Here is a 25,955-nt window from a genome sequence, read left to right on the forward strand (position 1 = left end):
AATGGATATAATGTGAACAAGTTTATGATTTTTTATTTGTAAAATTGTACATAAAGCATTTTGAAATTTATTTTTGGAAGGTGAAGAATAAATGTGGTATGGGAGCTATCTATTTTAGTAGAGAGCTCCCATAGTAAACAGATTCATGTAGTTTTTTTAGTGTATCTGGGCATTATGTATTATTTCTCTGGCTTTATATAAGGAACAACTTGCGCAGTCACCCCTACAGAAGCACCGCGAATAAAATCTTGGTTTTCTAATGCTTTAAAGTTTTCCGTTTTTCCTGTTAGCATAACACCTAAAATTTTCACTTGATCAAATGGTTTGTTTTTGTTTGCTTTTAAAAACTTCTGTATATCTTCGTCATGTCCATCGTCATCGTATTGATTAAGTGAATCAATGAACTCTTTGTACGCTTCTTTAGGAGACTTGTCTGGATTGAATCCGTAAACAGGCATACCAGCAGGTCCTTTACTTTCATCTCTGATTGGTGAGGTCATATATAGCCATACGATATTTAAGTTATCTGGTATTTTTGTTTGAACCTCTTTTAATGTATAGGGTTGATTGAAAGAGATGGCAACTTCGGCAACATAGTTGTTCATTTGTGAAACTTCACCTAATTCATTTTGCACACCATCGTGATAATCTTTAATAGCCGGATTATAAAATGTCGCAAATTTATTCTTTGTTTGTTTATCATACTCATAGAAATTCGTATCTGACCAATAAAAGCCAGGTGTTAACTCATTGAAGTCAATATGAGTCAGGAACCAACCATAAGAACTTGTTAATGTGTTCCATGGGACTACATAACCGTTAATGTTTTTGGAACGGTTTGATATAATATTGCCGCCAAACATAGATGAATTACTTGTTACTTGAGAATCAATTTGTACATTCGGTTCTGCAATTGCGTTATGTAAAAAGAGATGTTCGTGAAGTTTCGTAGAGCTTTTCGCTGCGAAGTAATTGCCAACTTTATAAATGATAGGGATAAGCATCATGACAACGATAATAGAGGTAATGATGATTTTAAGCAACTGTTTCCTTTTAGCCTTTTTTAAAGCATCTTTTAAAGAAGTATCCATTAATTTTTCCCTCCTACTTTAGAATGAATTGTCTTACGTGCACGATGTAATTTTTGTTTGACGCTGTTTACTTGAATATCTAGTATTAGAGCGATTTCTTCGTATGTAAAATCGTAATAATATTTTAAAAAGAAGGCTTCTTTATATTCTAATTTTATATCTTTTAATAAATAGAAAATCTCATCTTTATTTAAAACTGTATCCAATTCTCGGTCTGTATATTGAAGTTTTGAATAGATTTCTTCAGTTAAGCAGATGTTTTGCTGTTCTTTTTTGCGTTTTAAATCAATGTATTCATTTAATGCGACTCTGAAAAACCATGGACGTATGTTACTCTCGGTTAGATTATCTAGCAATGTGTATACTTTATAGAAGGTATTTTGGATGATGTCTTCTGCATCTTCTTTTATAGCCCCTTTCGCTAGTAGTAGTTTGAACACTTCCTCCCCTAGATTGATAAGATAGGAGGTAAATATATTTTCTTTTCCCATCACTTTTCCTCCCTACACTTATACAACGAATAGGTAATGATAAATGTATACACTTAAATTTAAATTAGTTATTCACTATGGTTTATAGTACACGATACTTTATAAATAGGAGTGGTTCTTTTATTTTTTGAAATATTAAATCTTTAGTGCTAAAATAAAATTTGGAGATATATGTAAAGGAGACGAAGACTCAATATGTGGATGAACTTGTAATGATTAGAAACTAGATAGATGAATTTTGCTCTCATAAGCGAGGGTTTATTTAGTCATCTGTAAATCATTCAAGGAATGCATATTTGGATTGTACATCCCTTTTATAAGGATAGGTGCCTATTTTATGTATCTGTCTTTTTTGTGGGAAAGTTTATATCTCTTATATAAAATATGCGTCCTTTAAACTTGGAGGAGTATATGATGAACCAATTAAAAAATAAAGTAGCAGTTATTACAGGGGTAAGTCGTCTAGATGGTATAGGCGCAGCGGTTTGTAAAGAATTAGCTGAATTAGGATACGATATATTTTTTACGTATTGGACAGCTTACGATAAAGAGATGCCTTGGGGCGTTGATAAAAATGAACAAATACAATTAAAAGAAGAGTTACTAAAAAACGGTGTTAAAGTCTCAAGTATGGAGTTAGATTTAACTCAGAATGATGCACCGAAAGAGCTTATAAATAAAGTTACTGAACAATTAGGGCACCCTCATATATTAATTAATAATGCAGCATATTCTACGAATAATGATTTCTCTACGTTGACTGCTGAAGAATTAGATAAGCATTATATGGTAAATGTTCGTGCGACTACATTGCTCAGTAGTCAATTTTCCCGGGGATTTGATAAGAAATATGGTGGTAGAATTGTTAATATTACTTCGGGGCAATTTCAAGGTCCTATGGCAGGAGAACTAGCTTATGCGACAACGAAGGGAGCTATTGATGCTCTTACTAGTACGTTGTCAGCAGAGGTAGCTCATTTAGGAATAACAGTGAATGCAATTAATCCAGGACCAACCGATACAGGATGGATGACTGAAGAGATAAAACAAGGGTTAAAGCCGATGTTTCCTTTTGGCAGAATTGGTGAGCCAAGGGATGCAGCTAGACTCATTAAATTTCTAGTAAGTGAAGAAGCTGAGTGGATTACTGGGCAAGTTATTCATTCAGAAGGTGGATTTAAAAGATAAAAAAGAAGGTATCTCACCTTGGTGAGATACCTTCTTTTTTAATCTTTCTTCAATCTTCGTGCAACATCATTCCCTAAAGACTGTAATCCTTGAACGAGGATAATTAAAATAAAGACAGTTGCATACATTACTTCAGGCTCGTAGCGTAAATGTCCGAAGCGGTATGCTAAATCCCCTAGCCCGCCAGCACCTACAAGGCCAGCCATTGCTGTTGCGCCGATTAATCCGATCGTTGCGATTGTTAATCCGAGTACAAGGGAGGGACGTGCTTCTTTCACCATAACGTGCCAAATGATTTTTATAGTAGAAACGCCCATCGCTTGGTAGGCTTCAATGACACCGCGATCGACTTCTAGTAAAGCTGTCTCCATTAAACGTGCGATATAAGGGGCTGTGAAGACGACAAGCGGTACGATAACACCTTGCACGCCAATGGACGTTCCCATTAGAAACTTTGTAAAAGGCAAAATAAAGAATAATAGAATGATAAATGGAAGAGAGCGAATAACATTAATAACCGTATTAAGAATAGGATAGATGATTTTATTTTCATGCTGTCCACCAGGTCTCGTTAAAACAAGTGTAACACCAAGTGGCAGTGCAATAAGGATCGAGATGAGTAATGAAATAGATGTCATTTGAAAGGTTTGGATCGTAGCTTCCCATATGACTTTACCCCATTCATCCAAAAAGGACTTGTTTCCCATAGTCTGTTCTACCTCCTTCTACGATGATTCCTTGCTCTTGTAAAAATGATAAAGCACGGTGGATTTCATTTTGTTCCCCTTGCATATGAACGACTAGTTTCCCATATGCTTCATGTTTTAACTGCGTAATATTACCGGATAAAATATTCGGATACACTTGGAAACGTTTTGTGGCAACGGCTAAGGCAGGTTCCCCTGAAGTAGTGCCAATAAATGAAAGTGTTACAATTTCTCCAGTACTTTGTAGTTCTTTCTGTACCTCTTCTGGAATTTTCGCTGCAAATGCGCTATTTACAAATTTCTTCGTTGTTACATGTTGTGGGTTTGTGAAAATATCTTTTACAGTCCCACTTTCGACTACAGATCCATGTTCCATAACAGCAACGCGGTCACATATACGCTGGATGACATTCATTTCATGTGTAATGAGTAAAATCGTAATTCCGATTTCTTCGTTAATCTTTAATAGCAAATCAAGGATAGAATCGGTTGTTTCGGGATCTAATGCGCTCGTTGCTTCATCACTTAATAACACTTCAGGTTCATGTGATAGCGCACGAGCAATTGCAACACGCTGTTTTTGACCACCAGAAAGTTCGCTTGGATACGCATCTTTTCTATTAAAAAGATCGACAATGCGTAAATACTTTTCTACTCTTTTTTCAATTTCTGCTTTTGGAATGCCAGCAAGCCGTAACGGTAATGCGATATTTTCATAAACGGTAACAGTTTTAAGTAAATTGAATCCTTGAAAGATCATTCCGATTCTTTGTCTCGCTTTTGCTAGTTCTTTTGTCGATAACGTTGTTAAGTCTTGTTCGTTTACAATGATATTTCCTGTCGTTGGTTTTTCTAATAAATTTACACATCGAATCAATGTACTTTTACCAGCGCCACTATACCCAATGATTCCAAATACCTCGCCTTTTTCTACTTTAAGGGAAGTAGACTTAAGAGCCTCAACATTCCCTTTTTTTGTTGTAAATACTTTGGATATGTTTTTTAATTCAATCATTATCGTCAGCTCCTACCAAGATGGTAAAACTGAACCATCAAATTTTTTCTCGATAAACTCTTTTACTTCTTTAGATTGATAAGCTTTCTTTAATTTATTTACAACGGCATCATCTTTATTTTCAGTACGAACAACAACCCAGTTCACATAGGGTGAATCTTTTCCTTCGCGGAAAATAGAATCTTTCGCTGGACTTAATTTTGCACCTAATGCAAAGTTTGTGTTAATTGCAGCTGCTTTCACTTCACTTAGTTGCGTTGGTAATTGAGATGCCTCTAATTCGACAATCTTTAATTTTTTTGGATTTTCAATTACATCTTTTGCAGTCGCTTTTTCTGTAGCCTTTGGATCAACTTTTAAAACCCCTGCTTTTTCAAATAATTTTAAAGCTCGAAGTTCATTCGTTGGGTCATTTGGTACAGCAATTGCATCGCCCTCTTTTAAGTCTTTTACATCTTTTATATCTTTAGAATATACGCCCATAGGGAATGTTACTGTTGAAAATACTTCAGCTAATTTCATATTGCGTTCAGCTTTAAATACATCTAAATACGATTTCGTTTGGTAACTATTTACATCAAGGCTTTTTTCATCTAATGATACGTTTGGCGCTACATAATCATTAAATACTTTTATATCAATTTCGAGACCATCTTTTGCTGCAACTTCTTTTACCTTTTCAAAAATTTGTTCATGTGGTCCACCTGTTACACCGACAGTAATCTTTTTCTCGTCTAATGCTTTTACCTCTTTATTTGAACTCACGCTACATGCGCCTAATAATAATACTGCTCCGCTTACAATGCTTAATAATACCTTTTTCATCTATAAATCCCCCTTCATATACGTTCCAAAATAAAAAGCACCTCTCAAAAATAAGAGAGGTGCCGAATAGACGAAATAGATTCCTCTCTTATCTTCCAAAACGAAAACTCGTTTTGCAGGAATTAGCACCTTAGCTTATACGTCATAAGCTCGGTTGCCGGGCATCATCGGGCCAGTCCCTCCGCCACTCTTGATAAGAGTATGTGTATGTAGTTTTGAATATGGTACTAATAGTAAATCGTACAAAAAGAATTGTCAATGATATTTTCAGAATATATTTTATTTTAAGGTAATCGAAACGTTCCCCTTTTTATGTCCTTTTTCTACATATATATGAGCTTCAGCAATTTCTTCTAATCGGTAAGTTCTATCAATAACAGGCTTTAGCTTTTCTGTTTCAGCTAGTTGTTTTAGTAGGTTCATATCTTCTTTACTGACCTTTGCCATCATTCCGTTCACAGATACATATTTTCCATTAGGCATTAATGCATCTGTACAAAGAGACTTTTTATATTTTCCAACTGCATCAAATATAATATCATAGTGCTCGCCCCGCTTAGTAAAATCTTCTTTCATATAATCAATTACGTTGTCTGCCCCTAAAGCTGTTACTAAATCTAAATTCGAACTACTACAAATGGCTGTGACAGTCGCCCCGAAGTATTTCGCAAGTTGTACGGCAGCTGTCCCTACTGACCCAGAGGCGCCGTATATAAGTACTCGTTGCCCTTTTTTTATCTGTCCTTTTCTAAGGAAGTGCAATGCTGAAGTTCCGCCAAAAGGAATAACGGCAGCTTCTTCATATGTCACATTGGTAGGTTTTAATGCTATTAATCCACTTTCATGCACGCATGTGTATTCCGCATAACCACCAAGGTTTAGTTCTGTTAATGCAAAAACTTGATCTCCTTTTTTAAATTGTGTTACATCTGTTCCAATGTCTTCGATTTCACCGGATAACTCTACGCCAAGTATAGGTTTTCTCGGTTTTCTGAAACCTAATATGATCCGCATAGGAATCCAAAATAAGAGGGGGCTATTAAAGCCACGTATTCTACAATCTCCAGTTGATACACTTGTTGCGTGAATTTTAACTAATACTTCATTTTTTTTAGGTTTAGGCTTTTCTACATTTTGAAGCTGGAGAACATTAGGTGGTCCATACTTTGTGCAAATAATCGCTTTCATCCTGACCTCCTGAAATGAGTTGTTATTATTTACATCATATTTAAACTTTTTCTCAAACATGTTGTTATATAGGAAATAAATTTAAAGATAAATATTACGAATTATATAGATTTCATAGGAAAAGAGATGATATTATTTTTGGGAAGGAGGGGACGTTATGAAAAAATTTATTTTAATTTCAAGTTTAGTACTTGCAGTCGGTCTAGGAGTAGGGTGTAGTAATGAGAAAACAAAAAAGACTGATGAACCGAAAAAAGAAGCTGTGCAGAAAGAAAAGGAATTAACAGCGAAGGATGTTTTTAATAAAGCGAATGAAGCTTTTAAAAACGAAGAAAATGTAACGATGACATATGATGTGGGAATAAAGGCTGAAGGAACAGAGATGAATGTAATAAAGGCCAAAATGCAACTAGAGCCAAAGAAAAAAAATTCTCGTTCTGAAATGAATGTTTCTGGTACAGAGGTTGTTGTTTATGATGTGGGTGGCAAAATTGCTGGTCAGTTGAAAAATCCTAATACGGGTGAAGTTATGTCTGTACCAGAGGAACAATTAAATGCTAACGGAATGAACGCGACTCAAGGAATGGTAGATAATTTAGAGATTCCATCGGAAATTTTAAATAAAGTGAAGATGGAGAAAAGTGGAGATAATTATAAGCTGAAGTTTGCATTAAAAGGGCAAGAGACAGAGAGTATGTTAGCTAGTATGGATGAAAAGCAGAAACAAATGCTACAAGGCCAAAATGCAAAGATAGAAGAAATAGATGGGGAATATATTATTACAAAAGATTTTAAATATGAATCAGCAAAGATAGATATGGTTATGAGTAGCAATGGTGAGGATAAAGCGCATATTATTACGGATGCAAAGTTTACATCGTATGATAAATTTGATCCAATACAATTGCCAGCAGCAAAGTAATCACTGTCAAGAGAGGTACCTGAAAGAACGGGTATCTCTTTTTGTTGCTAATAAGGAGAGTGTCCTTTGAAAAAAGAAAGATAGCAGTGGTCATTGTCGCATATACGGTTTTGCTTGCAACGTCTGTACATACGTATAAAAAACAAATTGATCATCCCATTATGAGTGATGTAGGTAAATTGCTTCCGACGAAAATAAAACGTGTTGAAAGTGCTACGGAAGAGCACTCGTTAATAAAATTAGTGCGAGATGCAAAAGTTTCAGGAGAGAAAATTTCCATTGCAGGCATGCAACATAGCCAAGGAGGACAGACATATTATCCGAATGGCACGATGCTCGATATGAAAGGATATAATAAAATATTAGAATTTGATCCAGAGAAGAAGCGGATTACAGTTCAAAGTGGTGTCACCTGGAATGATATTCAGAAGAAAATAAATCCTTATGGCCTTGCGGTACAGGTCATGCAGTCTCAAAATATTTTTACTGTTGGTGGTTCATTAAGTGTAAATGTACACGGGCGTGATATTCGTCATGAGGCACTAATTGATACAGTAGAGTCATTCAGATTGTTAATGGCAGATGGCACGGTACGTAATGTAAGTAGAGAAGAAAATGCAGAGTTATTTCCATATGTCATTGGGGGTTACGGTTTATTTGGAGTTATTTTAGATATGACGCTGAAGTTAACAGAAGATGAATTATATGAAATGCACACGAGAATGATAGATTATAAAGAATACGCATCTTATTTCAAAGAGAAAGTGAAAAGAGATGAGAATGTTCGTATGCACTTAGCACGTATTTCTGTTGCTCCAAATTCATTTTTAAAAGAGATGTATGTGACGGATTATACTTTGGCACAAAATCAAAATATGAGAGAAGAGTACAGTGAATTAAAGGAAGAAAATATTATAGCTGCACCGAAATTTTTACTTGGGTTATCACGTTATAGTGATTGGGGAAAGAATACATTTTGGGATATACAAAGAGGTTATTTTGAACGTACAGATGGAAAGTATGAGACGCGTAATAATGTTATGAGATCAGATAGTGCTTTTATGGAATATGAAAATCCAAATAGGACCGAAGTGTTACAAGAATACTTTGTGCCTATAGATGCTTTCACAGAGTATATAGATGATTTACGTAACGTATTAAATGAAGAAGAGTTTAATTTACTCAACATTACGATTCGTTACGTGGAAAAGAATGAAAATGCAGTTTTGTCCTATGCGAAAGATGATATGTTTGCGCTGGTTCTTTTGATTAACCAGGGACGCTCAGAGAGTGAGATAAAGAAAACAGAGGATGTCATTCGAAAGATGATTGATGTTACTTTAAAGCATAATGGTAGTTACTATTTGCCGTATTATTCTTATCCAACGAAAGAGCAGTTAAAGAGGGCATATCCTCGCATTGAAGAATTTCTCAAGAAAAAGAAGGAAGTAGATTCAGAAGAGAGATTTGTGAATTTATTTTATAGGGAGTATACGAAATGACATATAGAAGATTTGTGGCTTCGCAAAGTATCATCATGATGGCAGGAAGTATGGTATTTCCTTTTTATATATTATTGCTTCGAAACGTTGGAAATAGCTTCTCGCAATTTGGCTGGGCGTATGGCTTATTTGCTTTAACATCAGCGCTTGTATATCCACTAGTGGGAAAGGTATCTGATCAAGTAGGTGATAAAAAATTATTAATCATATACGCTTGGTCCATGGCAATTTTAATGCTTTGCTTTCCAATTGCCACGGAAGTTTGGCATGTGTATATTCTTCAAATTGTAATGGGCGTTTTAGGTGCTGTGCAGCGTAATACTGAGAAGACTTCGTTAGCACGAAAGGTTGCGCAGGAAAAGGCTGGTTATGAGATTGGAAAATACCATGTGTGGACATCCATTGGCGGAGCAGTAGCGGTTATTGCCACGGGATATTTAGTAGATTTCTTTACGATTGGTACAATTTTTTATATTGCATCTATTCTATATGTAGTGAGCGGGATTGTATTAAGTAGTAAAAAAATATAACTATTCCTATTTTCACCTTAATACCCTTTATTTGTTATACTAAAAGGGAATACAAAAGAAAAGGGGACAGTGCCTTTGATGAAATTTGTAGTTTTAGCTATTCTTACTTTGTTTTTGATTCCATGGACAAGAAGTAGTAGTAAGCTTCGAGCAGTGGATAAGAAGGGAGATAAGAAGGTTGTAAAGGGTAAGAAATCATCTATTTTAGTTATTCCTGTTTTATTTTGGATAGGTATTGCAATCTATGAATACTTTTGGCTAATTGATGATCGAGTAGACTCGATTCTTACTCATTATTCTGTTGCAGTAGCAATTTTAATTGGGCTTGTTTTATTTTCACAAGATCAAATAGGGAAATTAGAAGGTACATTAAAAGGACTTCTAATGTTTATTTTACTCGCAAGTTACGGCTACTTTGGTTATTTGCACGATATAGTAATCTCGCAAAAGAAATATGATTCTGTTGTTAAGGTAGAGAAAGATATTTCAGAGCCATTTACTGAAAATGACCAGCCGTTTACAGTGCCGCCAAAGACAGCGGAGAATAAGATGAAAAAAGTATTTGGTGATATTCCAAAAGTAGCTTATTTTGAGCTAGGAGAATTAACGCCACAAATGGTAAACGGCGAGGCTTTATATGTAGCGCCGATTGAAGTTTCAGGATTTTTTAAAGCGCGTAAAGCTGAGACAATTCCAGGGTATGTAACGATGTCAGGTACGAATCCTGATGCGGAAGCGAAACTGCACCTCGGTTATAAAATGAAATATGTGCCAAGCATGTTTTTTGGTAATAATTTAGAGCGTGTGGTAAGGCAAGCAGAACCAAATTTAATCTTTAAAGGAAAACCTAAATTTGAGGTTGATGATAAAGGAAAACCATATTATACAATGACGTATGGTGAATTTATTTCAGGAAGATCTGGATTTGAGGTAGAAGGTGTTGTCGTAGTAGATGCACAAACAGGTGAAGTGAAAAGATATGATAAAGGAAAGGCACCTAAATTTGTTGATGGTGTATTAAATCATGAGACTGCATCTACGTTAAATACGTACTTTGGTAAATATATTCACGGATTTTGGAATACGAAATTCTCGCAAACAGATATGAAAATTCCGACTGAGTGGGGAACGAAAGAAGGGGTGACCCCGATCTTTGGTAAAGATGGAACACTGTATTATTTTACAGACTTTACTTCTCCAAAAGAAGGAGTAGATTCAGCCCTAGGCTATTCATTAGTAGATGCACGTACAGGCAAGCTATATTACTATAATGGAAAAGAAGTAAAGGGGATTATGGATGGTTCAGCAGCTACAGAAGTAGTGGATAATTCCTTTAAGAGAGAGAAATGGCATGGGACAATGCCTGTCATTTATAACGTATACGGTAAACCAGCTTGGATTATTCCGGTTGTTGATGATGGAGGCCTAGTACGTGCACATACAGTTGTATATGCTGCTAATGCAAAAATATTTGCGACAGGTTCTTCGCAGAAAGAAGCGCTTGAGAATTATAAAAACGTAATGAGCGGTAATGGTGATACATTTAGACCAACCTCAACAGGAAAAGAAGCGCAAAAAGAAGGTATTGTACAACGTGTATATAAAGAGAAATCAGGTGAAAATACAATCGTGTACGTACTTTTAGAGAATGAACAAAAGGTATTTATGATACCGGTGAAGAAATTCCCATATGCTATGTTTACAGAAGTAGGAGACCCAATTCAAATTACATATTTAGATACGGGAGAGACGATGGCCTCAGTATCTAAATTTACGAATAGCAATGTAAAAAAGTAAAGCGATAGAATTTCTATCGCTTTTTTTACATTATGAAAGAGGAAAATGCACTGTACTTGACGTATGTTTATGATGTAACTATAATTGTTACGATTCGGTTTGTATAGGAAAGGGTGAATTGAAAAAGTGAATGAAGTTAATCATGAAATATATAAACCTGTAAAGGCAAACAGGTTATGGATGATTCTTGTATTAGGAACACTTACGGCGATTGGGCCATTATCTATTGATATGTATTTGCCTTCATTACCGAAGTTAACGGATGACTTGCAAACAGGTGCATCCCTAGCGCAGCTTACATTAACAGCTTGTTTGCTTGGGCTGTCAGTAGGACAATTATTTGTTGGCTCAATTAGTGATATTTACGGAAGACGCAAACCGCTTATTATTGCTCTTATTATTTATGTTGCTTCTTCTTTACTTTGTGCTGTCGCGCCATCTATTTGGACATTAGTGTTATTGCGCTTTCTACAAGGAGCTTCAGGATCAGCCGGTATTGTTATATCACGTGCCATGGTACGTGATATGTACTCAGGTTCTGAAATGACGAAGTTTTTCTCACTGCTTATGTTAGTAAACGGAGCAGCACCTATTTTGGCACCGATTATTGGGGGGCAATTATTACAGTTTACAACGTGGCGCGGTGTTTTCATCGTCCTTGGGGCAATTAGCGTATTTATGTTAATCTCAGCTACTTTCGTATTGCGCGAAACATTACCTCCTGAAGAAAGAGAAACGGGTGGTTTGTCAGGGACTTTGGCGACGTACGGGAAACTATTAAAGGACCGTCTGTTTATGGGATATGCATTGTCACAAGGATTAGTAACAGCGGCAATGTTTGCATACATTTCGGGCTCACCATTTGTGTTGCAGAACATATACGGAGCATCACCACAGCAATTTAGTTTATTCTTTGCGATTAACGGCATCGGTATTATTATTGCTAGTCAGGTAACGGGTCGTTTAGCGGGGAAAGTGAATGAGAAGACATTATTTGTTGCTGGTATTATTATCGCAGCTGTTGGTGGCCTATCTTTACTACTTACAATCGTACTAGGAATAGGTTTAATCGGTGTTTTATGTTCGTTATTCCTTGTCGTATCAAGTGTCGGGGTTGTATCAACAACTGGGTTTTCATTAGCGATGAGAAATCAGAAACAAGCTGCAGGAACAGCATCAGCTTTATTAGGCTTATTACAGTTCATTTCAGGAGCTCTTGTTGCGCCGCTAGTAGGTATCGGTGGAAGTAATACAGCATTACCGATGGGTATTGTTATTGCGCTTTGTGAAGTAGGAGCAGTATTATGTTATCTATTTATGGCCAGAAGAAGTGAGAAGCAGTTTGAACTGCAACAAAGACAAAATTTAGAGGCTTAATAAAAAAGAACTGATTCAAAGGGAATGTTTGAATCAGTTCTTTTTTCATTTCTTTGAAATACCTCATACAGTTTTGTAAGGTGATGTAGTAAAGCATTGCAAAAGTTATTTGTATAAAGTGACGATACTGTGACAAACATGTTGGTATATATATTACGATGTCGTCTTAAGTGTAAAAAGTAGGGCGTTCTCGGTATAATAACAAGTGGAGATAAAAGAAACTATAATGAGTAATAGCTGTAGATAAAAGGAGAAGAAGAGATGAAGAAGGTTTTGGGTATTGCTGTAATGGGAAGTATGCTCCTTCTAGCAGGGTGTAATGGAAATAAAGATACGAAAGAAACGAAAGAAAAGGTAGAGCAATCTACAGAACAAACAGAAGAAATGAAAGAATACCGTGCAGTACATGAAAAATACGATTTGAAAATGAATAAAGAAATTAATAACGCACTGCAGTTATTTGAAGTGGCAAAAGAAAAGGGCGGTAAGGAAATAACGAATGCTACATATAAAGAAGATGTGCAAAAGGTAACAACGAGCATGTTAGAAGATATTGATCATATACGTAAAGAAATTCGTGTTCCAAAATCGAAAGAGCAAGAACATGAGGTATATGTTGGTTTCTTGAATGAATCAGAACAAGCGATGAAAAAATTACAGAAGTTAGCGAAAGAAGAAGATTCATCGTTGATTCGTGATATAGAAATTAACTTTGCAACAGCATCGACATACTATAAACGTTTTCAAGCAGAAACGAAAAAATAACCTTGCCTGTGCAAGGTTATTTTTTCTTCTTACCATCTCCGTCTTCATCCTCGGATACTAATACCTTCTGTTCTTCGTGAAATTCGGAAATAGTTTGCCCGGTAATATTATCGAAAGGAGTATAAAAAGAAGTAATACGTTTCTTTTTAATAAAGAGTTTATAGAAGCCGATGATGACAAGTATAACGATTGTTAAGGGTAATCCTATAGTAGCAAGAAGTAAGGGGTCCATCTTATAACTCCTTTAATATCATTTCTTTTTATTATAAGCCGAAAACTGTAATTTCGATAAAAGAATTAAAAACTGACTTTTCTAAATTTATCCAATTAGATTGACTTTTCAATTTTTCAGAATTATAATTCGAGATATACAATTTGAACTAAATAATAATATAGCAATTTACTTATCCAGAGAGGTAGAGGGACTGGCCCTATGACACCTCAGCAGCGGGTTCTGTAATAAGAACACCGTGCTAATTCCAGCAAGCAAGTCTTGAAAGATAAGTGATGGGCCTTTGTTTATTAAGCCTTGATCTTATTTTTTAAGATCAAGGCTTTTTGTATTCTAAAAAGAGAAAAGGGAGTAATGGAAAAAGTACGTTTATAAAACTAAGTAAATATATGTGTTTAGGGGGTTATTAGGGTGTATGTAATTAAAAAATTATCAGTTATGGTGTTCACGCTATGGGTTATTACGACGGTGACATTTCTAATTATGCATATTATTCCGGGGGATCCATTTTCATCAGATGCAAAAATCTTTCCTGAAGAAGTGATCCAAAACATGAGAGCGAAGTATCACCTTGATGAACCGTTATGGAATCAATATGTTGCTTATTTAGACGGCGTAGTTCATTTTGATTTTGGTGAATCTGTTCAATCAACCGGGCAAGGTGTATCAGAAATTATAACAACTGGTTTTGGTCCATCAGCAATTATTGGTTTACAAGCACTTATTATTTCATTGCTAGTCGGAATTGCTGCAGGTACATTTGCTGCTCTCTATCATGGGAAGGTAATTGATTACGGTGTAAGTTTACTTGCCATCCTCGGTATTTCTATTCCGAGCTTTATTTTAGCACCACTATTTATACAAGTATTCGCTATTCAATTCGAGCTCTTACCAGTAGCCTCTTGGGGAACATTCGAACATACAGTATTGCCATCCTTTGCATTAGCGTTAGGGCCAATCGCAGTTATTACAAGGTTTGTTCGTTCTAATATGATCGAAGTACTGCAGAGTGATTATATTAAGCTAGCAAGAGCAAAAGGCATACCAATTAAGAAGGAGGGTGTTGCAAAACTCATAAATATCCAAAAATGAATGCATAAAGAAACCCGTTTTCCTGGAAGAATGATAGTATCCTAAAACTATCTCCAGAAAGGACGGATTTACTAGTATGATAACCAATTTTGATCAAAATCAATCCATTTTACAAATTTTATTTGCCTACGTAGACAGTTTAACCATTGGAGGCGTTCCGCCTATGACAGGCCGCCCACCCATCTGTAGAAAAGCTTTACTCAAATGTTTTTTTATAAAAACGGTATTCCAGATCAATTCATTACGTAAGTTAACTCGTTTTTTACATCAATATCCTTCATTTCGTGTATCTTGTGGCCTTTCGCTTGTTCCTCATATATCTACTTTTTCACGTGTAGGCACTTGGTTTCGCAACGAAGAAATTCCGTTGCTTCATAAACAAATTCTTCAAGAAAAGAATTTAGGGTTAATTCCGTGCGTTTTAATTGATAGTACAGCCTTACGGAGTAGTTTATATGATTCTCAAGCGAAATGGGGAAAATCTACTCGCTATGGTTGGTATAAGGGATATAAAACTCATGTCTGTTCTACACCAGAAGGTGTTATATTGTCGTATGCATTTACAACCGCAAATGTACATGATAGTAAAATAGCTCCTGCATTGCTTCGGGATATACAAAACCAAAATGTGTTATTTTCCGTTGCAGATGCCGCTTATGATAGTCAGCACATTCATGAAATTGCCGGAGCATGTGATATCTTTGCGATCAATCCAATTAACCCGCGTAATAGCGGACCAATCAAAAGTACACATCGTCGTGTAGTGTCTCATTTTCTACAAACTACCTTTGGCAAACAGTTGATGAAAGAGCGTGGAAAAATTGAACAACAGTTTAGTCATCTCAAAGATAAAGGGCTGGAACAGCCACGTTGGTATGGTCAAAATCGCTATCTATTGCATGTTCAGCTAGTTTTTCTGATTCATAACATTGCATATTTATTTTAGTTTTGCAACACCCTCAAGAAGATTATTATAAGACATGCTCTTCGAAATGCGATTGTTCCAGTACTTACATTTGTGGGACCGTTAATGGCTGGACTTTTAACAGGGACTTTCGTTATTGAAAAAATCTTTTCAATTCTTGGCCTAGGAAAATATTTTGTAGATAGTATTTTTAACCGAGACTATCCGGTGATTATGGGAACAACGATTTTTTATAGTGCATTATTAATTGCTTGTATTTTCATTACAGATATTATTCACCGCATTGTTGATCCGCGTATTCGTTCTATTACATAAGGAGGGGGGATATTAAAATGGGAGCTTATGAAATTAATGAACAGTTATTAACGAAAGAAGAGAAAAAAGAATTAACGATAAATAAAAATCAGCAAACGATTAGCAGAAAGAAAGAAGTGTTTCGTAAGTTTATATCGAATCCAATCGCAGTTTTAGGAACAGTGACGTTATTGCTAATTATTGTTTTCTCGCTTATTGGCGAAAGTTTAACTTCATTTACTGCGAGTGAACAAGTAAAAGAGGCAACAAATTTACCGCCGAGTAGTGAACATTGGTTTGGAACAGATGATTTAGGGAGAGATATTTGGGCACGTACTTGGGCTGGTGGGAAGATTTCACTAACAGTGGGATTAGTAGCAGCTGCCCTCGATATAGGGCTTGGTGTACTGATTGGTGGATTTAGTGGATACGTGAGAGGGCGTAATCGCCTTGGAACGTTAATTGATGAGTGGATTATAAGAGGAATTGAAGTATTATACGGCATCCCATATTTATTAATTGTTATTTTACTATTAATTGTTATGAAACCAGGTCTTTTCACCATTATTATCGCCCTTGCATTAACGGGATGGATTGGAATGGCTCGTCTCATTCGAGCACAAGTATTGTCTTTAAAACAACGAGAGTTTGTTATTGCAGCAGAGCGATTAGGTACATCACATATGAAAATTATATATGGGCATTTAATTCCGAATTTAACAGGCATTATTATCGTCAATTTATCATTTACAATTCCGGCAGCTATTTTTTCAGAATCATTTTTAAGCTTTATAGGACTTGGGGTACAATCACCAGCGGCAAGTTGGGGGACGATGACGAATGACGCACTTGGGACATTATTGAGCGGAGAATGGTGGCAACTATTTTTCCCAGCAATCATGATTGCGCTCATTATGTTCGCATTTAATGCGATTGGTGATGGTTTACAAGATGCAATTGATCCAAAAATCGTAAAACGGAATCGAAAGGAGAAAAAACATGGGACAGCTCTTATCTTTAGAAAACGTAACGTTAGCCGTTGAAAAAGAGAATAGTAACCAAGCAATTGTGAAGCATGTTTCCTTTTCTATTAGCGAAGGTGAAATAGTTGCACTTGTAGGAGAAAGTGGTTCAGGGAAAAGTGTTACAGCACAATCTATTATCGGCTTAAATCAAGAATCAATTCATATTGATGATGGAAATATATCTTTTGAATCAAAGGAATTAACGAATCTACAAGAATCAGAATGGAATCAAATTCGAGGGAAAGATATTTCGTTTATCTTTCAAGACCCACTTTCATCTTTAAATCCGACGATGAGGGTAGGAAGGCAAATTACAGAGGTGATTTTGCAACATGGGAACAAATCGAAAAGAGAAGCAAAGGAAATTGCGATTAACTTGTTAACAGATTTAGGGATACATGAAGCAGAGAAACGCTTTGAACAGTACCCGCATCAATTAAGCGGAGGTATGAGGCAGCGTATTTGTTTAGCAATTGCGTTTGCTTGTCACCCAAAGCTTGTAATTGCAGATGAGCCGACAACAGCGTTAGATGTAACGATTCAGAAACAAATTATGGGGCTATTAAAAGAAAGAAAAGAAAAACAAAATACGAGTATTTTATTAATTACACATGATTTGGCACTTGTACGTGAAGTTGCTGATCGAGTAGTTGTTATGTACGGGGGACGTGTCGTTGAAAAAGGAACGATACAGGAGGTAATAGATTCTCCTAAACATCCATATACGAAAAGTTTATTACAAGCAATTCCGAATATGGATGATTCCGAAAAGGTATTACGTGCTATAGAAGGAACGACACCTTCCATTGAAACATTAAATAGCTTTGGTTGTCCTTTTGTAAATCGTTGTCCAGTAGCGATAAAAGAATGTATTCATCGTTTCCCAGAGAGAACAACGTATTCTAAGGAGCATAGTTCACATTGCTGGCAACATGTTCTAGAGCATAATAAAGCGAAATCAAAAGAGAAGGTGAATGCTTCATGACGACAGATTTAATTACTGTAAAGCAAGTAACAAAAACGTATGGAAGTAAAAGTAAAGAAATCACAGCGTTAAAAGACATATCACTTTCTATTCCGAAAGGAACAACACTTGGCATTATTGGTGAAAGTGGTTCAGGAAAAACAACACTTGGAAAGCTCATAGCAGGGATTGAGAGTCCAACGTCTGGTGAAATTGATTATAACGGTCAAGTCGTTCACAAGCTGAAATCAGCTCATAGGCGAGATTTTTTACAGAAAGTACAGTTCATTTTTCAAGATTCCACAGCAGCATTAAATCCGCGCTGGAAAGTACGCGATAGCGTAACGGAAGGTTATATTTCATTCGGTTTAGGTGATAAAGGATTAAAGGATAAAGTAGCGGGTGATGCGCTAGAGCGTGTTGGATTAGATAGAAGATATATTGATCGATATCCGCATGAATTTAGCGGAGGACAACGTCAACGTATCGCTATTGCAAGAGCGTTATTGTGTGAGCCAGAAGTATTGATTCTTGATGAACCAATTTCAGCATTAGACGTTTCATTGCAAATTCAAATTGTACATCTGCTGCAAAAAATCCAAAAAGAACAAGGTTATACATATTTATTCATCGCTCACGATTTACCGATGGTTCACTATTTATGTGAAAAAGTAGCTGTCTTATACAAAGGAGAACTTGTTGAATTTGGAAATACGGACGAAGTATTCCGTAATCCACAACATTCTTATACAAAAACATTATTAGCATCAACACCAAAAATTTCAGGTTAAAGGAGAATGTAGGATGAAGAAGTTTTTACTGTTTGTCATTATGACTGTTTTAGCGATTACTTCTGTCGCTTGCGGTAAGAAAGAGACGCAAAAGGCGAGTGCTGGTAAGGGAGAAGGAGATCGATTAGTAACGAATATTAGTAGTGATCCATATACACTTGATTCTGCTATTGCAACAGATAGCACGTCAGGTTATATAATTGGGCAGTTGTTTTCAAGTTTATATACGCAAGATAGTAATGGGAAATATCAAAATGAATTAGCGGAGAAAGAAGAAGTAAATGCTGATGGAACTGAATATACAATCCATTTGAAGAAAGATATTAAATGGTCAGATGGTTCTCCTATTACAGCAAATGATTTTGAATTTGCATGGAAGCGATTATTAAATCCGAAAACGGGTTCTATGAATGCGACAGAAATGTATTTTATTAAAGGGGCAGAGGCGTATAATACTGGAAAAGGTGAAGAGGGACAAGTTGGTATTCAAGTTGTTGATCCTCAAACATTAAAGGTAACCCTTGAACACCCAGTTGCTTCTATTAAACAAAAACTAGCAAGCTCACTATTTATTCCATTAGCTAAAAAGTCGATTGATGATAATAATAAATTAAAAACAGATCCAAAAGAGTTAATTACGAATGGGCCATTCACGTTAAAAGAGTGGAAGCATAACCAAGCTATTACAGTACAAAAAAATAAAGAATTCTATGATAAAAAGGTAACTCTAGAAGAAATTGAGTTTCGTATTATTCCAGACTCTAAAACAGCGTATCAATTATTTAAATCCAAAGAATTAGATTTACTAAGTGGTTTACCACAAGAGATGATCGAAAAAGAAAAAGGAAATAAAGAATATAAGCGTGTTGCAGGGTTCTCTTCTTATATTTATTCGTTTAACGTAGAAAAAGAGCCGTTTACAAATGCGAAGGTACGTAAAGCATTTTCATTAGCGGTTGATCGTAAATTTATCGTTGAAAAATTGTATAAAAATAATGCGCAAGAAGCATATGCATTCGTTCCAGAAGGAGCAAAAACACAAAGTGGCCGTGATTTCCGTAAAGAAAAAGGTGATTACGTTAAATTTGATCCAGCGGAAGCGAAAAAGTTATTAGAAGAAGGCATGAAAGAACAAGGCTGGTCTACATTACCTGAAGTAACATTAAAATTCACTACAGATACACAACATAAAAAAGTAGCAGAAGCAATGCAAGAAATGTTTAAGAAAAATCTTGGCGTAGATATTAAATTAGAAAATAAAGAGTGGAAGAGTTACATCGACACATACAAGCAAAGTGATTTCCAATTAGCTTATATGGGATGGGGCGGCTCTTTATTAGATCCAATTACTAAACTAGATTTATATGCGGGTGATGGTCCAAATAACTATGCAAAATGGCATAATAAAGAATTTGACGCTTTAATAAAAGAAGCAAAAGTTGAACAAAACGAGGATAAGCGTTTTGAATTATTGCATAAAGCGGAAGATATTATGTTTACAGATTCACCATTAATCCCAATTATTTTCCCAAGTGCTTCCTATTTACAAAAATCATCAGTATCCGGTGTCCAATTCATTATTGGTTCTAGTCCAGAATTAAGATACGCAAAAATTAAAAAATAAAGAAGTAGGCAACGGCCTACTTCTTTATTTTATTTCTCTTTTATATTCTTTTTTCGTTCCATCAGAGAAGACAACTTCTAAATCGAATTTTTGATAGTCTTTATCAAGTTTGAACACGTTCACTACTTGATCGATTACTTCTTGGTCAGGAGTATCTTTATCAAATTTTAATTCTTGTAGAAGTGGGCTTAATTTTGTGATAGCCTCGTCTCCTGTTAATTTTACATCTGCTTTATGATCTTCAATTTTTGCTTCCATTTTCTTGTCAGCTGCTACATTTTTATAGTCTGCTTCGTAGTCTTTCTTTGTATCTTGGTAGTCTGCCTTTAAATCGAATTCATTGAAGTTTAGTTTTAAATCTGCAGGAGCCTCATTTTTTGCTTCTTCAGTCGTCTTTTTATTAGAAGTTGTGTCTTCTTTGGCAGGAGCTTTACATCCTGTTAATGCAGGTACTAGCATAAGAGCTAATAAAACTGATAGTAGAATTCTCATTATAAATTCCTCCTTATGTAAATTCGTTCTATACAAGTTTTTCCCAAAAACATGTAATTATGTATGTGTTGAAAATAAATTATTATTCTGCAGTCACAAGGGCTAATCCGCAATTTAAATCAAAAACGATTTGTATGTATATGGTAAATTGAAGTTGTGAGGGAGGAGCTAAAATGCATGAAGAATATAAAGAGATAATAAAAAAATCAATTGAATATATAGAGAATCACTTACATGAGGAGCTTACAACAGAAAGAGTGGCATCTCACAGTGCAGTATCGATGTACCATTTTCATCGCATCTTTCAAAGATATGTTGGGATGAGTGTAACAGATTATATTCGAAAGAGAAGGTTAACTCATGCTGCGCAAGTTTTAGTGTCAACGGAGAGAGCTGTTATTGATATTGCAGTGCAATACGGTTTTTCCTCACAAGAGGCATTTACGAGAGCTTTTAAAAGAATGTTTCAATTGCCACCAAAGAAATATCGAAAGTACTTTCAGTCATTTTATATAGAAAGAGAGGGTGTTTCAATGCAAAAAGGTATACCGAAAGGATGGATCTTAAGTGGAAGTCATCCTGCTGAATATGAGATGGGTTTAGATTATGAAGTTGTCCATCAAGGAAAAGTATCTGCATACATAAAAGCAAAAGAGAATGTTACGCACGGAGGATTTTCAACATTAATGCAAATGTTCCGAGCGGATAAATATGTAGGGAAGAGATTACGTTTTACAGCATTTATTAAGAGTGAAAATGTAAGAGATTGGGCAGGATTGTGGATGCGAGTAGATGGAAAAGATACAGAACCGCTCGCTATGGATAATATGCAAAATCGCCCCATTAAAAATACGAATAACTGGCAATCGTACTCGGTTGTATTAGATATAAAAGAAGAAGCACTTGGTATTGCATTTGGTGTTTTATTATCAGGAGAAGGTTGTGTGTGGCTAGATAGTATTCGATTTGATGAAGTAGATGAAAAAATCCCTTCAACAGATTTGGCAGAGAACTTTTATGAAACACTTTTAGAAGATCCGGTGAATCTACAGTTTGAAGAAGTAGAAAAATAAAAACAAGGAGAAAAGATATGCTCAAATATGTAAAACTAATAAGTATTAGTTTAGTAATATCGTCTTGTATTATGGGAATTAATTATTTAGTTAGCTATCTTTGGTCGGGGCATATACCTTCTTTGACGTGGAGAACATATTTGATGTTTGTGTTTATATTTATGATGAGTTTTGGTTCAATGCAAAAAGAAGGAAAAGAGGATTATTGACAATAGTCTTTTTCGCCTTTCTTTCATTAACACAAATGGTTGTAACTGTGCCACATGAAATGCTTTCTAAAACATATCAAACAATCAGTGAATTATTTCCTGCAACATATGCAGCGAATGGCTATTATACAATAATATTTGGAGGAGTTAGTTTAGAGAGAAATATTATTTCATTATTAGTTATTGTATTGGTTACACAATCAGTAGCAGTGATGACTTTAGCTATAAAAGGAATGGTAAAGGGAAGAAGAAGCTCTGTAGTTGAAGAAGTATAAAATAAAAAGGTATCCTCAATGGATACCTTTTTATTAGCACTTATTATTTTGTAACTTCTGTCCACTTGTAGTTAAACTCACCACCGAAGTCAGTTGTTACAAGTCCTTTAATGAAAGAGCGTTGTAAGTAAGAACGGCCTTGTTGGTATAAAGGAGCGACAGCGCCGTCTTGTAATAGAATTTTTTCAGCTTGCTTCATTGCTTCAAAGCGTGCTTTTTCATCGCCAGCTAAATCTGTTTTCACTTTATGAATTAGCTCATCGTACTCTTTGTTAGAGTATTTATCGAAGTTATAAGCACTATCTGTTGTAAATAAATCTAAGAATGTAATTGGATCAGCGAAGTCAGGGCCCCAGCCGTCAATACCAATTTCATAGTCACCACTTAATAGTAGTTTTAGCTGTTGTTTACGTGGTTGTGGTTTTAAATTCACTGTTAATCCATCTAGGTTCTTTTCTAATTCACCTTTTAAATATTCACCAGTCTTTTTAGCTAAAGCATTGTCACTTGTTAATAGTTCGATTGTTACTTTGTCAGTACCAAGTTCTTGTTTTGCTTTTTTCCAGTTTTCTTTCGCTGTTTTCACATCATCCTTGACTAGATTTCCATTTTCTTTACGGAAGTCATTGCCTTCTGGGCTCTTTGCAAATTTCGCAGGAACCATTCCTTCAGCTGGAACAGCGCCGTTATTTAAGATTGTTTCTACGTAAGCTTTTTTATTCATTGCGCCGTTAATAGCAAGGCGTGCATGTTGATTTTTTAATGTTTCATTTTTCTGATTTAATCGTAAGAATTGAATGCCGACTTCAGCGCGTTCTTTGAAGTTTGGATCGCTCTTATATTTATCAACAAACTCTGCAGTTAAAGCAACACGATCAATTTGTCCTGAATCATATAAGTTCACTTCTGTAGACTTATCTTTAACGACATTGAAGTTGATTTCTTCTAATTTTACAGTTTTAGCATCCCAATAGTTAGGATTTTTCTTCAATTGGAAGCTTTGTTCATGTTTCCAGTTATCTAATGTGAAAGCACCGTTATAAATTAAATGATTTGTTTCTAAACCATATTTATCGCCTTGAGACTTTAAGTACTCTTCATTAATTGGTAAGAATGTTGAGAATGTAGTTAAGCTTAAGAAGTAGGGAACAGGACGGTCTAGTTGTACTTCTAACGTTTTATCATCAACAGCTTTGACCCCTAGTTGATCAATTGGCAATTGTTTTTGGTTTATTTGTTTCGCATTCTTTATATCGAAGAATAAGAATGCGTATTCAGCTGCTGTATCAGGATTTACGGCACGTTGCCAAGCGAAGGCAAAGTCCTTTGCTGTAACAGGAGTACCGTTTGACCATTTTGAATCACGGAGATGGAATGTATATTTTGTTTTATCGGGACTAATGTCAACCGACTCAGCGACACCAGGAACCGGTTTATTATCTTCTCCCATTGCATATAGCCCTTCAAAAACATTACGCATTACGTTCATGGATTCCCCATCCGTTGCTTTTGCAACATCCATTGTTGGAATTTCTGAAGCGAATGATAAGTTAATTGCCTGTTTATCAGGTGCTTTATCGTTTGCTTTCGCTCCGCTTGCATTATCTTTATTTCCCCCGCAAGCAGTTAGTAATAGACTTGCCCCTAAAACAGATGCAACAACAGGTACAACTTTTTTCTTCATTGTTCGTTCCTCCCTAAATGTGTTGTTCGTAACGTCATAATGTCCGTGTCTTGAAGTAGCTATAGAAGGAGATAAAACCTATTATAAATATTTGTTTATAGGTAATCAGGTGTTCTATATGTATATACATGTTGAACTATAATCTATCGTTATATGTTTCAACGTAGTAGACATTATATTTTGATGGTTAAATATTTTGTTTCTTTGATTATTTAGAATATTAACACTGAAAAGAACTATATGTCAATAATAAAAATAGATTGTTAATTTCTTAGAATAATATATTAAAAAAGCAGATTCTCATGTGTGAGAGAACCTATTTTTAATATATTTTGCTAAAAAAACAATTGGTGTGGGCTAATAATAAGTGGGGATGAAGAAACCCCCACTTATTAAAGTTTCACTTTATTTTTCAATTTTTGCCCACTTGAAGTTTAATTGACCTGCAAAGTCTACTTGCACAATTCCTTTCACATAAGAACGTTCTAAATAAGATTCGCCTTTTTGGTAAAGAGGAGCGATAACAGAGTCTTTAAATAATATTTTCTCGGATGCTAGTAATGCTTCCCAGCGAGCTTTTTCATCACCAGCTAAAGTTGTTTTCACTTTTGCTATTGTTTCATCGAATTCCTTATTAGAGTAATGATCTAAGTTATAAGGGTTATTCGTTGTAAATAGCTCAAGGAATGTAATTGGATCCGCAAAGTCAGGGCTCCAGCCATCAATTCCGATTTCGTAGTCACCTTTTAATAAAAGCGAAACTTGTTGCTTACGCGGCTGAGGTTTTATATTTACTGTTAATCCATCTAGATTCTTTTCTAGTTGTCCTTTTAAGAATTCACCAGTTTTCTTATCAAGGTCAGCATCACTCGTTAATAATTCTAATGAGGGTGTTGCAAAACTCATAAATATCCAAAAATGAATGCATAAAGAAACCCGTTTTCCTGGAAGAATGATAGTATCCTAAAACTATCTCCAGAAAGGACGGATTTACTAGTATGATAACCAATTTTGATCAAAATCAATCCATTTTACAAATTTTATTTGCCTACGTAGACAGTTTAACCATTGGAGGCGTTCCGCCTATGACAGGCCGCCCACCCATCTGTAGAAAAGCTTTACTCAAATGTTTTTTTATAAAAACGGTATTCCAGATCAATTCATTACGTAAGTTAACTCGTTTTTTACATCAATATCCTTCATTTCGTGTATCTTGTGGCCTTTCGCTTGTTCCTCATATATCTACTTTTTCACGTGTAGGCACTTGGTTTCGCAACGAAGAAATTCCGTTGCTTCATAAACAAATTCTTCAAGAAAAGAATTTAGGGTTAATTCCGTGCGTTTTAATTGATAGTACAGCCTTACGGAGTAGTTTATATGATTCTCAAGCGAAATGGGGAAAATCTACTCGCTATGGTTGGTATAAGGGATATAAAACTCATGTCTGTTCTACACCAGAAGGTGTTATATTGTCGTATGCATTTACAACCGCAAATGTACATGATAGTAAAATAGCTCCTGCATTGCTTCGGGATATACAAAACCAAAATGTGTTATTTTCCGTTGCAGATGCCGCTTATGATAGTCAGCACATTCATGAAATTGCCGGAGCATGTGATATCTTTGCGATCAATCCAATTAACCCGCGTAATAGCGGACCAATCAAAAGTACACATCGTCGTGTAGTGTCTCATTTTCTACAAACTACCTTTGGCAAACAGTTGATGAAAGAGCGTGGAAAAATTGAACAACAGTTTAGTCATCTCAAAGATAAAGGGCTGGAACAGCCACGTTGGTATGGTCAAAATCGCTATCTATTGCATGTTCAGCTAGTTTTTCTGATTCATAACATTGCATATTTATTTTAGTTTTGCAAC

25 protein-coding genes, 3 pseudogenes and 2 riboswitches are annotated in these 25,955 nt (G+C 35.5%); of the genes and pseudogenes, 18 read left to right on the forward strand and 10 right to left on the reverse strand.

The genetic code is table 11. The features are described from left to right. Window positions 1-179: 179 nt before the first annotated feature. Together V6946_RS00910 and V6946_RS00915 are read right to left on the reverse strand one after the other, a co-directional pair. Window positions 180-1,091 carry a sigma factor regulator N-terminal domain-containing protein gene (locus tag V6946_RS00910; protein ID WP_006920121.1) on the reverse strand — a complete coding sequence of 304 codons (912 nt, stop codon included), beginning with the start codon at window positions 1,089-1,091 and terminating at the stop codon, window positions 180-182. Then, window positions 1,091-1,582, reverse strand: coding sequence for an RNA polymerase sigma factor (locus tag V6946_RS00915; RefSeq protein WP_006920110.1), 492 nt, complete (start codon window positions 1,580-1,582; stop codon window positions 1,091-1,093). The genes V6946_RS00910 and V6946_RS00915 overlap by 1 nt, the downstream gene beginning before the upstream one ends. Window positions 1,583-1,993: 411 nt before the next feature. Between V6946_RS00915 and V6946_RS00920 the strand changes: the two genes are divergently transcribed. Continuing rightward, window positions 1,994-2,770: an SDR family oxidoreductase gene (locus tag V6946_RS00920; RefSeq protein ID WP_006920109.1), complete on the forward strand. Its 777-nt coding sequence runs from the start codon at window positions 1,994-1,996 to the stop codon at window positions 2,768-2,770. Between the two features lie 38 nt (window positions 2,771-2,808). Here the strand turns inward: V6946_RS00920 and V6946_RS00925 are convergent, their stop codons facing one another. From V6946_RS00925 to V6946_RS00940, 4 genes are all read right to left on the reverse strand, one after another. Further along, window positions 2,809-3,477 (reverse strand): methionine ABC transporter permease, encoded by a 669-nt coding sequence (locus tag V6946_RS00925; protein ID WP_006920106.1) that lies wholly within the window; start codon window positions 3,475-3,477, stop codon window positions 2,809-2,811. Then, entirely contained in the window at window positions 3,452-4,492 is a 1,041-nt protein-coding gene (locus tag V6946_RS00930; protein WP_000571317.1) for a methionine ABC transporter ATP-binding protein, read from the reverse strand. Before V6946_RS00930 ends, V6946_RS00925 begins: the two co-directional genes overlap by 26 nt. Before the next feature lie 12 nt (window positions 4,493-4,504). Further along, on the reverse strand, window positions 4,505-5,317 hold the full coding sequence (locus V6946_RS00935) for a MetQ/NlpA family ABC transporter substrate-binding protein (protein WP_000756997.1): 813 nt from the start codon (window positions 5,315-5,317) through the stop codon (window positions 4,505-4,507). A gap of 85 nt (window positions 5,318-5,402) precedes the next feature. Further along, window positions 5,403-5,517: riboswitch (SAM riboswitch) on the reverse strand. Between the two features lie 79 nt (window positions 5,518-5,596). After that, window positions 5,597-6,505: an NAD(P)-dependent alcohol dehydrogenase gene (locus tag V6946_RS00940; RefSeq protein ID WP_006920103.1), complete on the reverse strand. Its 909-nt coding sequence runs from the start codon at window positions 6,503-6,505 to the stop codon at window positions 5,597-5,599. A gap of 157 nt (window positions 6,506-6,662) precedes the next feature. Between V6946_RS00940 and V6946_RS00945 the strand changes: the two genes are divergently transcribed. From V6946_RS00945 to V6946_RS00970, 6 genes are all read left to right on the forward strand, one after another. Further along, window positions 6,663-7,427, forward strand: coding sequence for a DUF6612 family protein (locus tag V6946_RS00945; RefSeq protein ID WP_000713522.1), 765 nt, complete (start codon window positions 6,663-6,665; stop codon window positions 7,425-7,427). Between the two features lie 86 nt (window positions 7,428-7,513). Further along, complete coding sequence (locus V6946_RS00950; protein ID WP_081631320.1) at window positions 7,514-8,929, forward strand: FAD-binding oxidoreductase; 1,416 nt, start codon at window positions 7,514-7,516, stop codon at window positions 8,927-8,929. Continuing rightward, complete coding sequence (locus tag V6946_RS00955; RefSeq protein ID WP_000222367.1) at window positions 8,926-9,459, forward strand: MFS transporter; 534 nt, start codon at window positions 8,926-8,928, stop codon at window positions 9,457-9,459. Before V6946_RS00950 ends, V6946_RS00955 begins: the two co-directional genes overlap by 4 nt. Before the next feature lie 78 nt (window positions 9,460-9,537). After that, on the forward strand, window positions 9,538-11,256 hold the full coding sequence (locus V6946_RS00960) for a DUF3981 domain-containing protein (RefSeq protein ID WP_000674048.1): 1,719 nt from the start codon (window positions 9,538-9,540) through the stop codon (window positions 11,254-11,256). 117 nt (window positions 11,257-11,373) lie between these two features. Further along, the gene (locus V6946_RS00965) at window positions 11,374-12,633 is read left to right on the forward strand and encodes a multidrug effflux MFS transporter (protein ID WP_231009439.1); all 1,260 of its coding nucleotides are present in this window, start codon (window positions 11,374-11,376) and stop codon (window positions 12,631-12,633) included. Window positions 12,634-12,894: 261 nt separating this feature from the next. Beyond that, the gene (locus tag V6946_RS00970) at window positions 12,895-13,398 is read left to right on the forward strand and encodes a lipoprotein (protein ID WP_006920100.1); all 504 of its coding nucleotides are present in this window, start codon (window positions 12,895-12,897) and stop codon (window positions 13,396-13,398) included. A 16-nt stretch (window positions 13,399-13,414) separates the two neighbouring features. Here the strand turns inward: V6946_RS00970 and V6946_RS00975 are convergent, their stop codons facing one another. Then, complete coding sequence (locus V6946_RS00975; RefSeq protein ID WP_000371386.1) at window positions 13,415-13,630, reverse strand: DUF3951 domain-containing protein; 216 nt, start codon at window positions 13,628-13,630, stop codon at window positions 13,415-13,417. A 169-nt stretch (window positions 13,631-13,799) separates the two neighbouring features. Next, window positions 13,800-13,905: riboswitch (SAM riboswitch) on the forward strand. A gap of 136 nt (window positions 13,906-14,041) precedes the next feature. Between V6946_RS00975 and V6946_RS00980 the strand changes: the two are divergent. The 7 genes and pseudogenes from V6946_RS00980 to V6946_RS01010 all read left to right on the forward strand — a co-directional run. Beyond that, a pseudogene (locus V6946_RS00980) lies at window positions 14,042-14,686 on the forward strand (ABC transporter permease); the annotation flags it as partial. A gap of 112 nt (window positions 14,687-14,798) precedes the next feature. After that, a complete protein-coding gene (locus V6946_RS00985; protein ID WP_023520903.1) occupies window positions 14,799-15,668 on the forward strand; it encodes an ISNCY family transposase in 870 nt (289 codons plus the stop codon). A gap of 12 nt (window positions 15,669-15,680) precedes the next feature. Continuing rightward, window positions 15,681-15,962 (forward strand): annotated as a pseudogene (locus tag V6946_RS00990) (ABC transporter permease subunit); the annotation flags it as partial. 17 nt (window positions 15,963-15,979) lie between these two features. Further along, window positions 15,980-16,984 (forward strand): ABC transporter permease, encoded by a 1,005-nt coding sequence (locus V6946_RS00995; RefSeq protein WP_000501538.1) that lies wholly within the window; start codon window positions 15,980-15,982, stop codon window positions 16,982-16,984. Beyond that, entirely contained in the window at window positions 16,941-17,951 is a 1,011-nt protein-coding gene (locus V6946_RS01000; protein ID WP_366982466.1) for an ABC transporter ATP-binding protein, read from the forward strand. The genes V6946_RS00995 and V6946_RS01000 overlap by 44 nt, the downstream gene beginning before the upstream one ends. Next, window positions 17,948-18,721, forward strand: a complete 774-nt coding sequence (locus V6946_RS01005) for an ABC transporter ATP-binding protein (protein ID WP_000205682.1) — start codon at window positions 17,948-17,950, stop codon at window positions 18,719-18,721. Before V6946_RS01000 ends, V6946_RS01005 begins: the two co-directional genes overlap by 4 nt. Before the next feature lie 13 nt (window positions 18,722-18,734). Continuing rightward, window positions 18,735-20,345, forward strand: coding sequence for a peptide ABC transporter substrate-binding protein (locus tag V6946_RS01010; RefSeq protein WP_406622189.1), 1,611 nt, complete (start codon window positions 18,735-18,737; stop codon window positions 20,343-20,345). Between the two features lie 24 nt (window positions 20,346-20,369). Here the strand turns inward: V6946_RS01010 and V6946_RS01015 are convergent, their stop codons facing one another. Further along, a complete protein-coding gene (locus V6946_RS01015; protein ID WP_001221552.1) occupies window positions 20,370-20,837 on the reverse strand; it encodes a YusW family protein in 468 nt (155 codons plus the stop codon). Window positions 20,838-21,010: 173 nt separating this feature from the next. Here V6946_RS01015 and V6946_RS01020 point away from each other — a divergent pair, with 173 nt between their 5' ends. From V6946_RS01020 to V6946_RS01030, 3 genes are read left to right on the forward strand one after another with little or no spacing between them, the layout of a single operon-like run. After that, a complete protein-coding gene (locus V6946_RS01020; protein WP_000544202.1) occupies window positions 21,011-21,910 on the forward strand; it encodes a helix-turn-helix transcriptional regulator in 900 nt (299 codons plus the stop codon). 17 nt (window positions 21,911-21,927) lie between these two features. Next, window positions 21,928-22,119: a hypothetical protein gene (locus V6946_RS01025; protein ID WP_000922547.1), complete on the forward strand. Its 192-nt coding sequence runs from the start codon at window positions 21,928-21,930 to the stop codon at window positions 22,117-22,119. After that, a complete protein-coding gene (locus V6946_RS01030; RefSeq protein ID WP_366982426.1) occupies window positions 22,116-22,394 on the forward strand; it encodes a hypothetical protein in 279 nt (92 codons plus the stop codon). Before V6946_RS01025 ends, V6946_RS01030 begins: the two co-directional genes overlap by 4 nt. 43 nt (window positions 22,395-22,437) lie before the next feature. On the opposite strand, the gene V6946_RS01035 is transcribed toward V6946_RS01030, so the two are convergent. Further along, window positions 22,438-24,078, reverse strand: coding sequence for a peptide ABC transporter substrate-binding protein (locus V6946_RS01035; RefSeq protein ID WP_000731086.1), 1,641 nt, complete (start codon window positions 24,076-24,078; stop codon window positions 22,438-22,440). A gap of 405 nt (window positions 24,079-24,483) precedes the next feature. Continuing rightward, a pseudogene (locus V6946_RS01040) lies at window positions 24,484-24,966 on the reverse strand (ABC transporter substrate-binding protein); the annotation flags it as partial. A gap of 110 nt (window positions 24,967-25,076) precedes the next feature. Between V6946_RS01040 and V6946_RS01045 the strand changes: the two are divergent. Beyond that, window positions 25,077-25,946, forward strand: a complete 870-nt coding sequence (locus V6946_RS01045; RefSeq protein WP_023520903.1) for an ISNCY family transposase — start codon at window positions 25,077-25,079, stop codon at window positions 25,944-25,946. Window positions 25,947-25,955 lie beyond the last annotated feature (9 nt).

Origin of the sequence: Bacillus sp. PPSBB_2, assembly GCF_045291115.1 — a bacterium.
Classification (GTDB): domain Bacteria; phylum Bacillota; class Bacilli; order Bacillales; family Bacillaceae_G; genus Bacillus_A; species Bacillus_A cereus.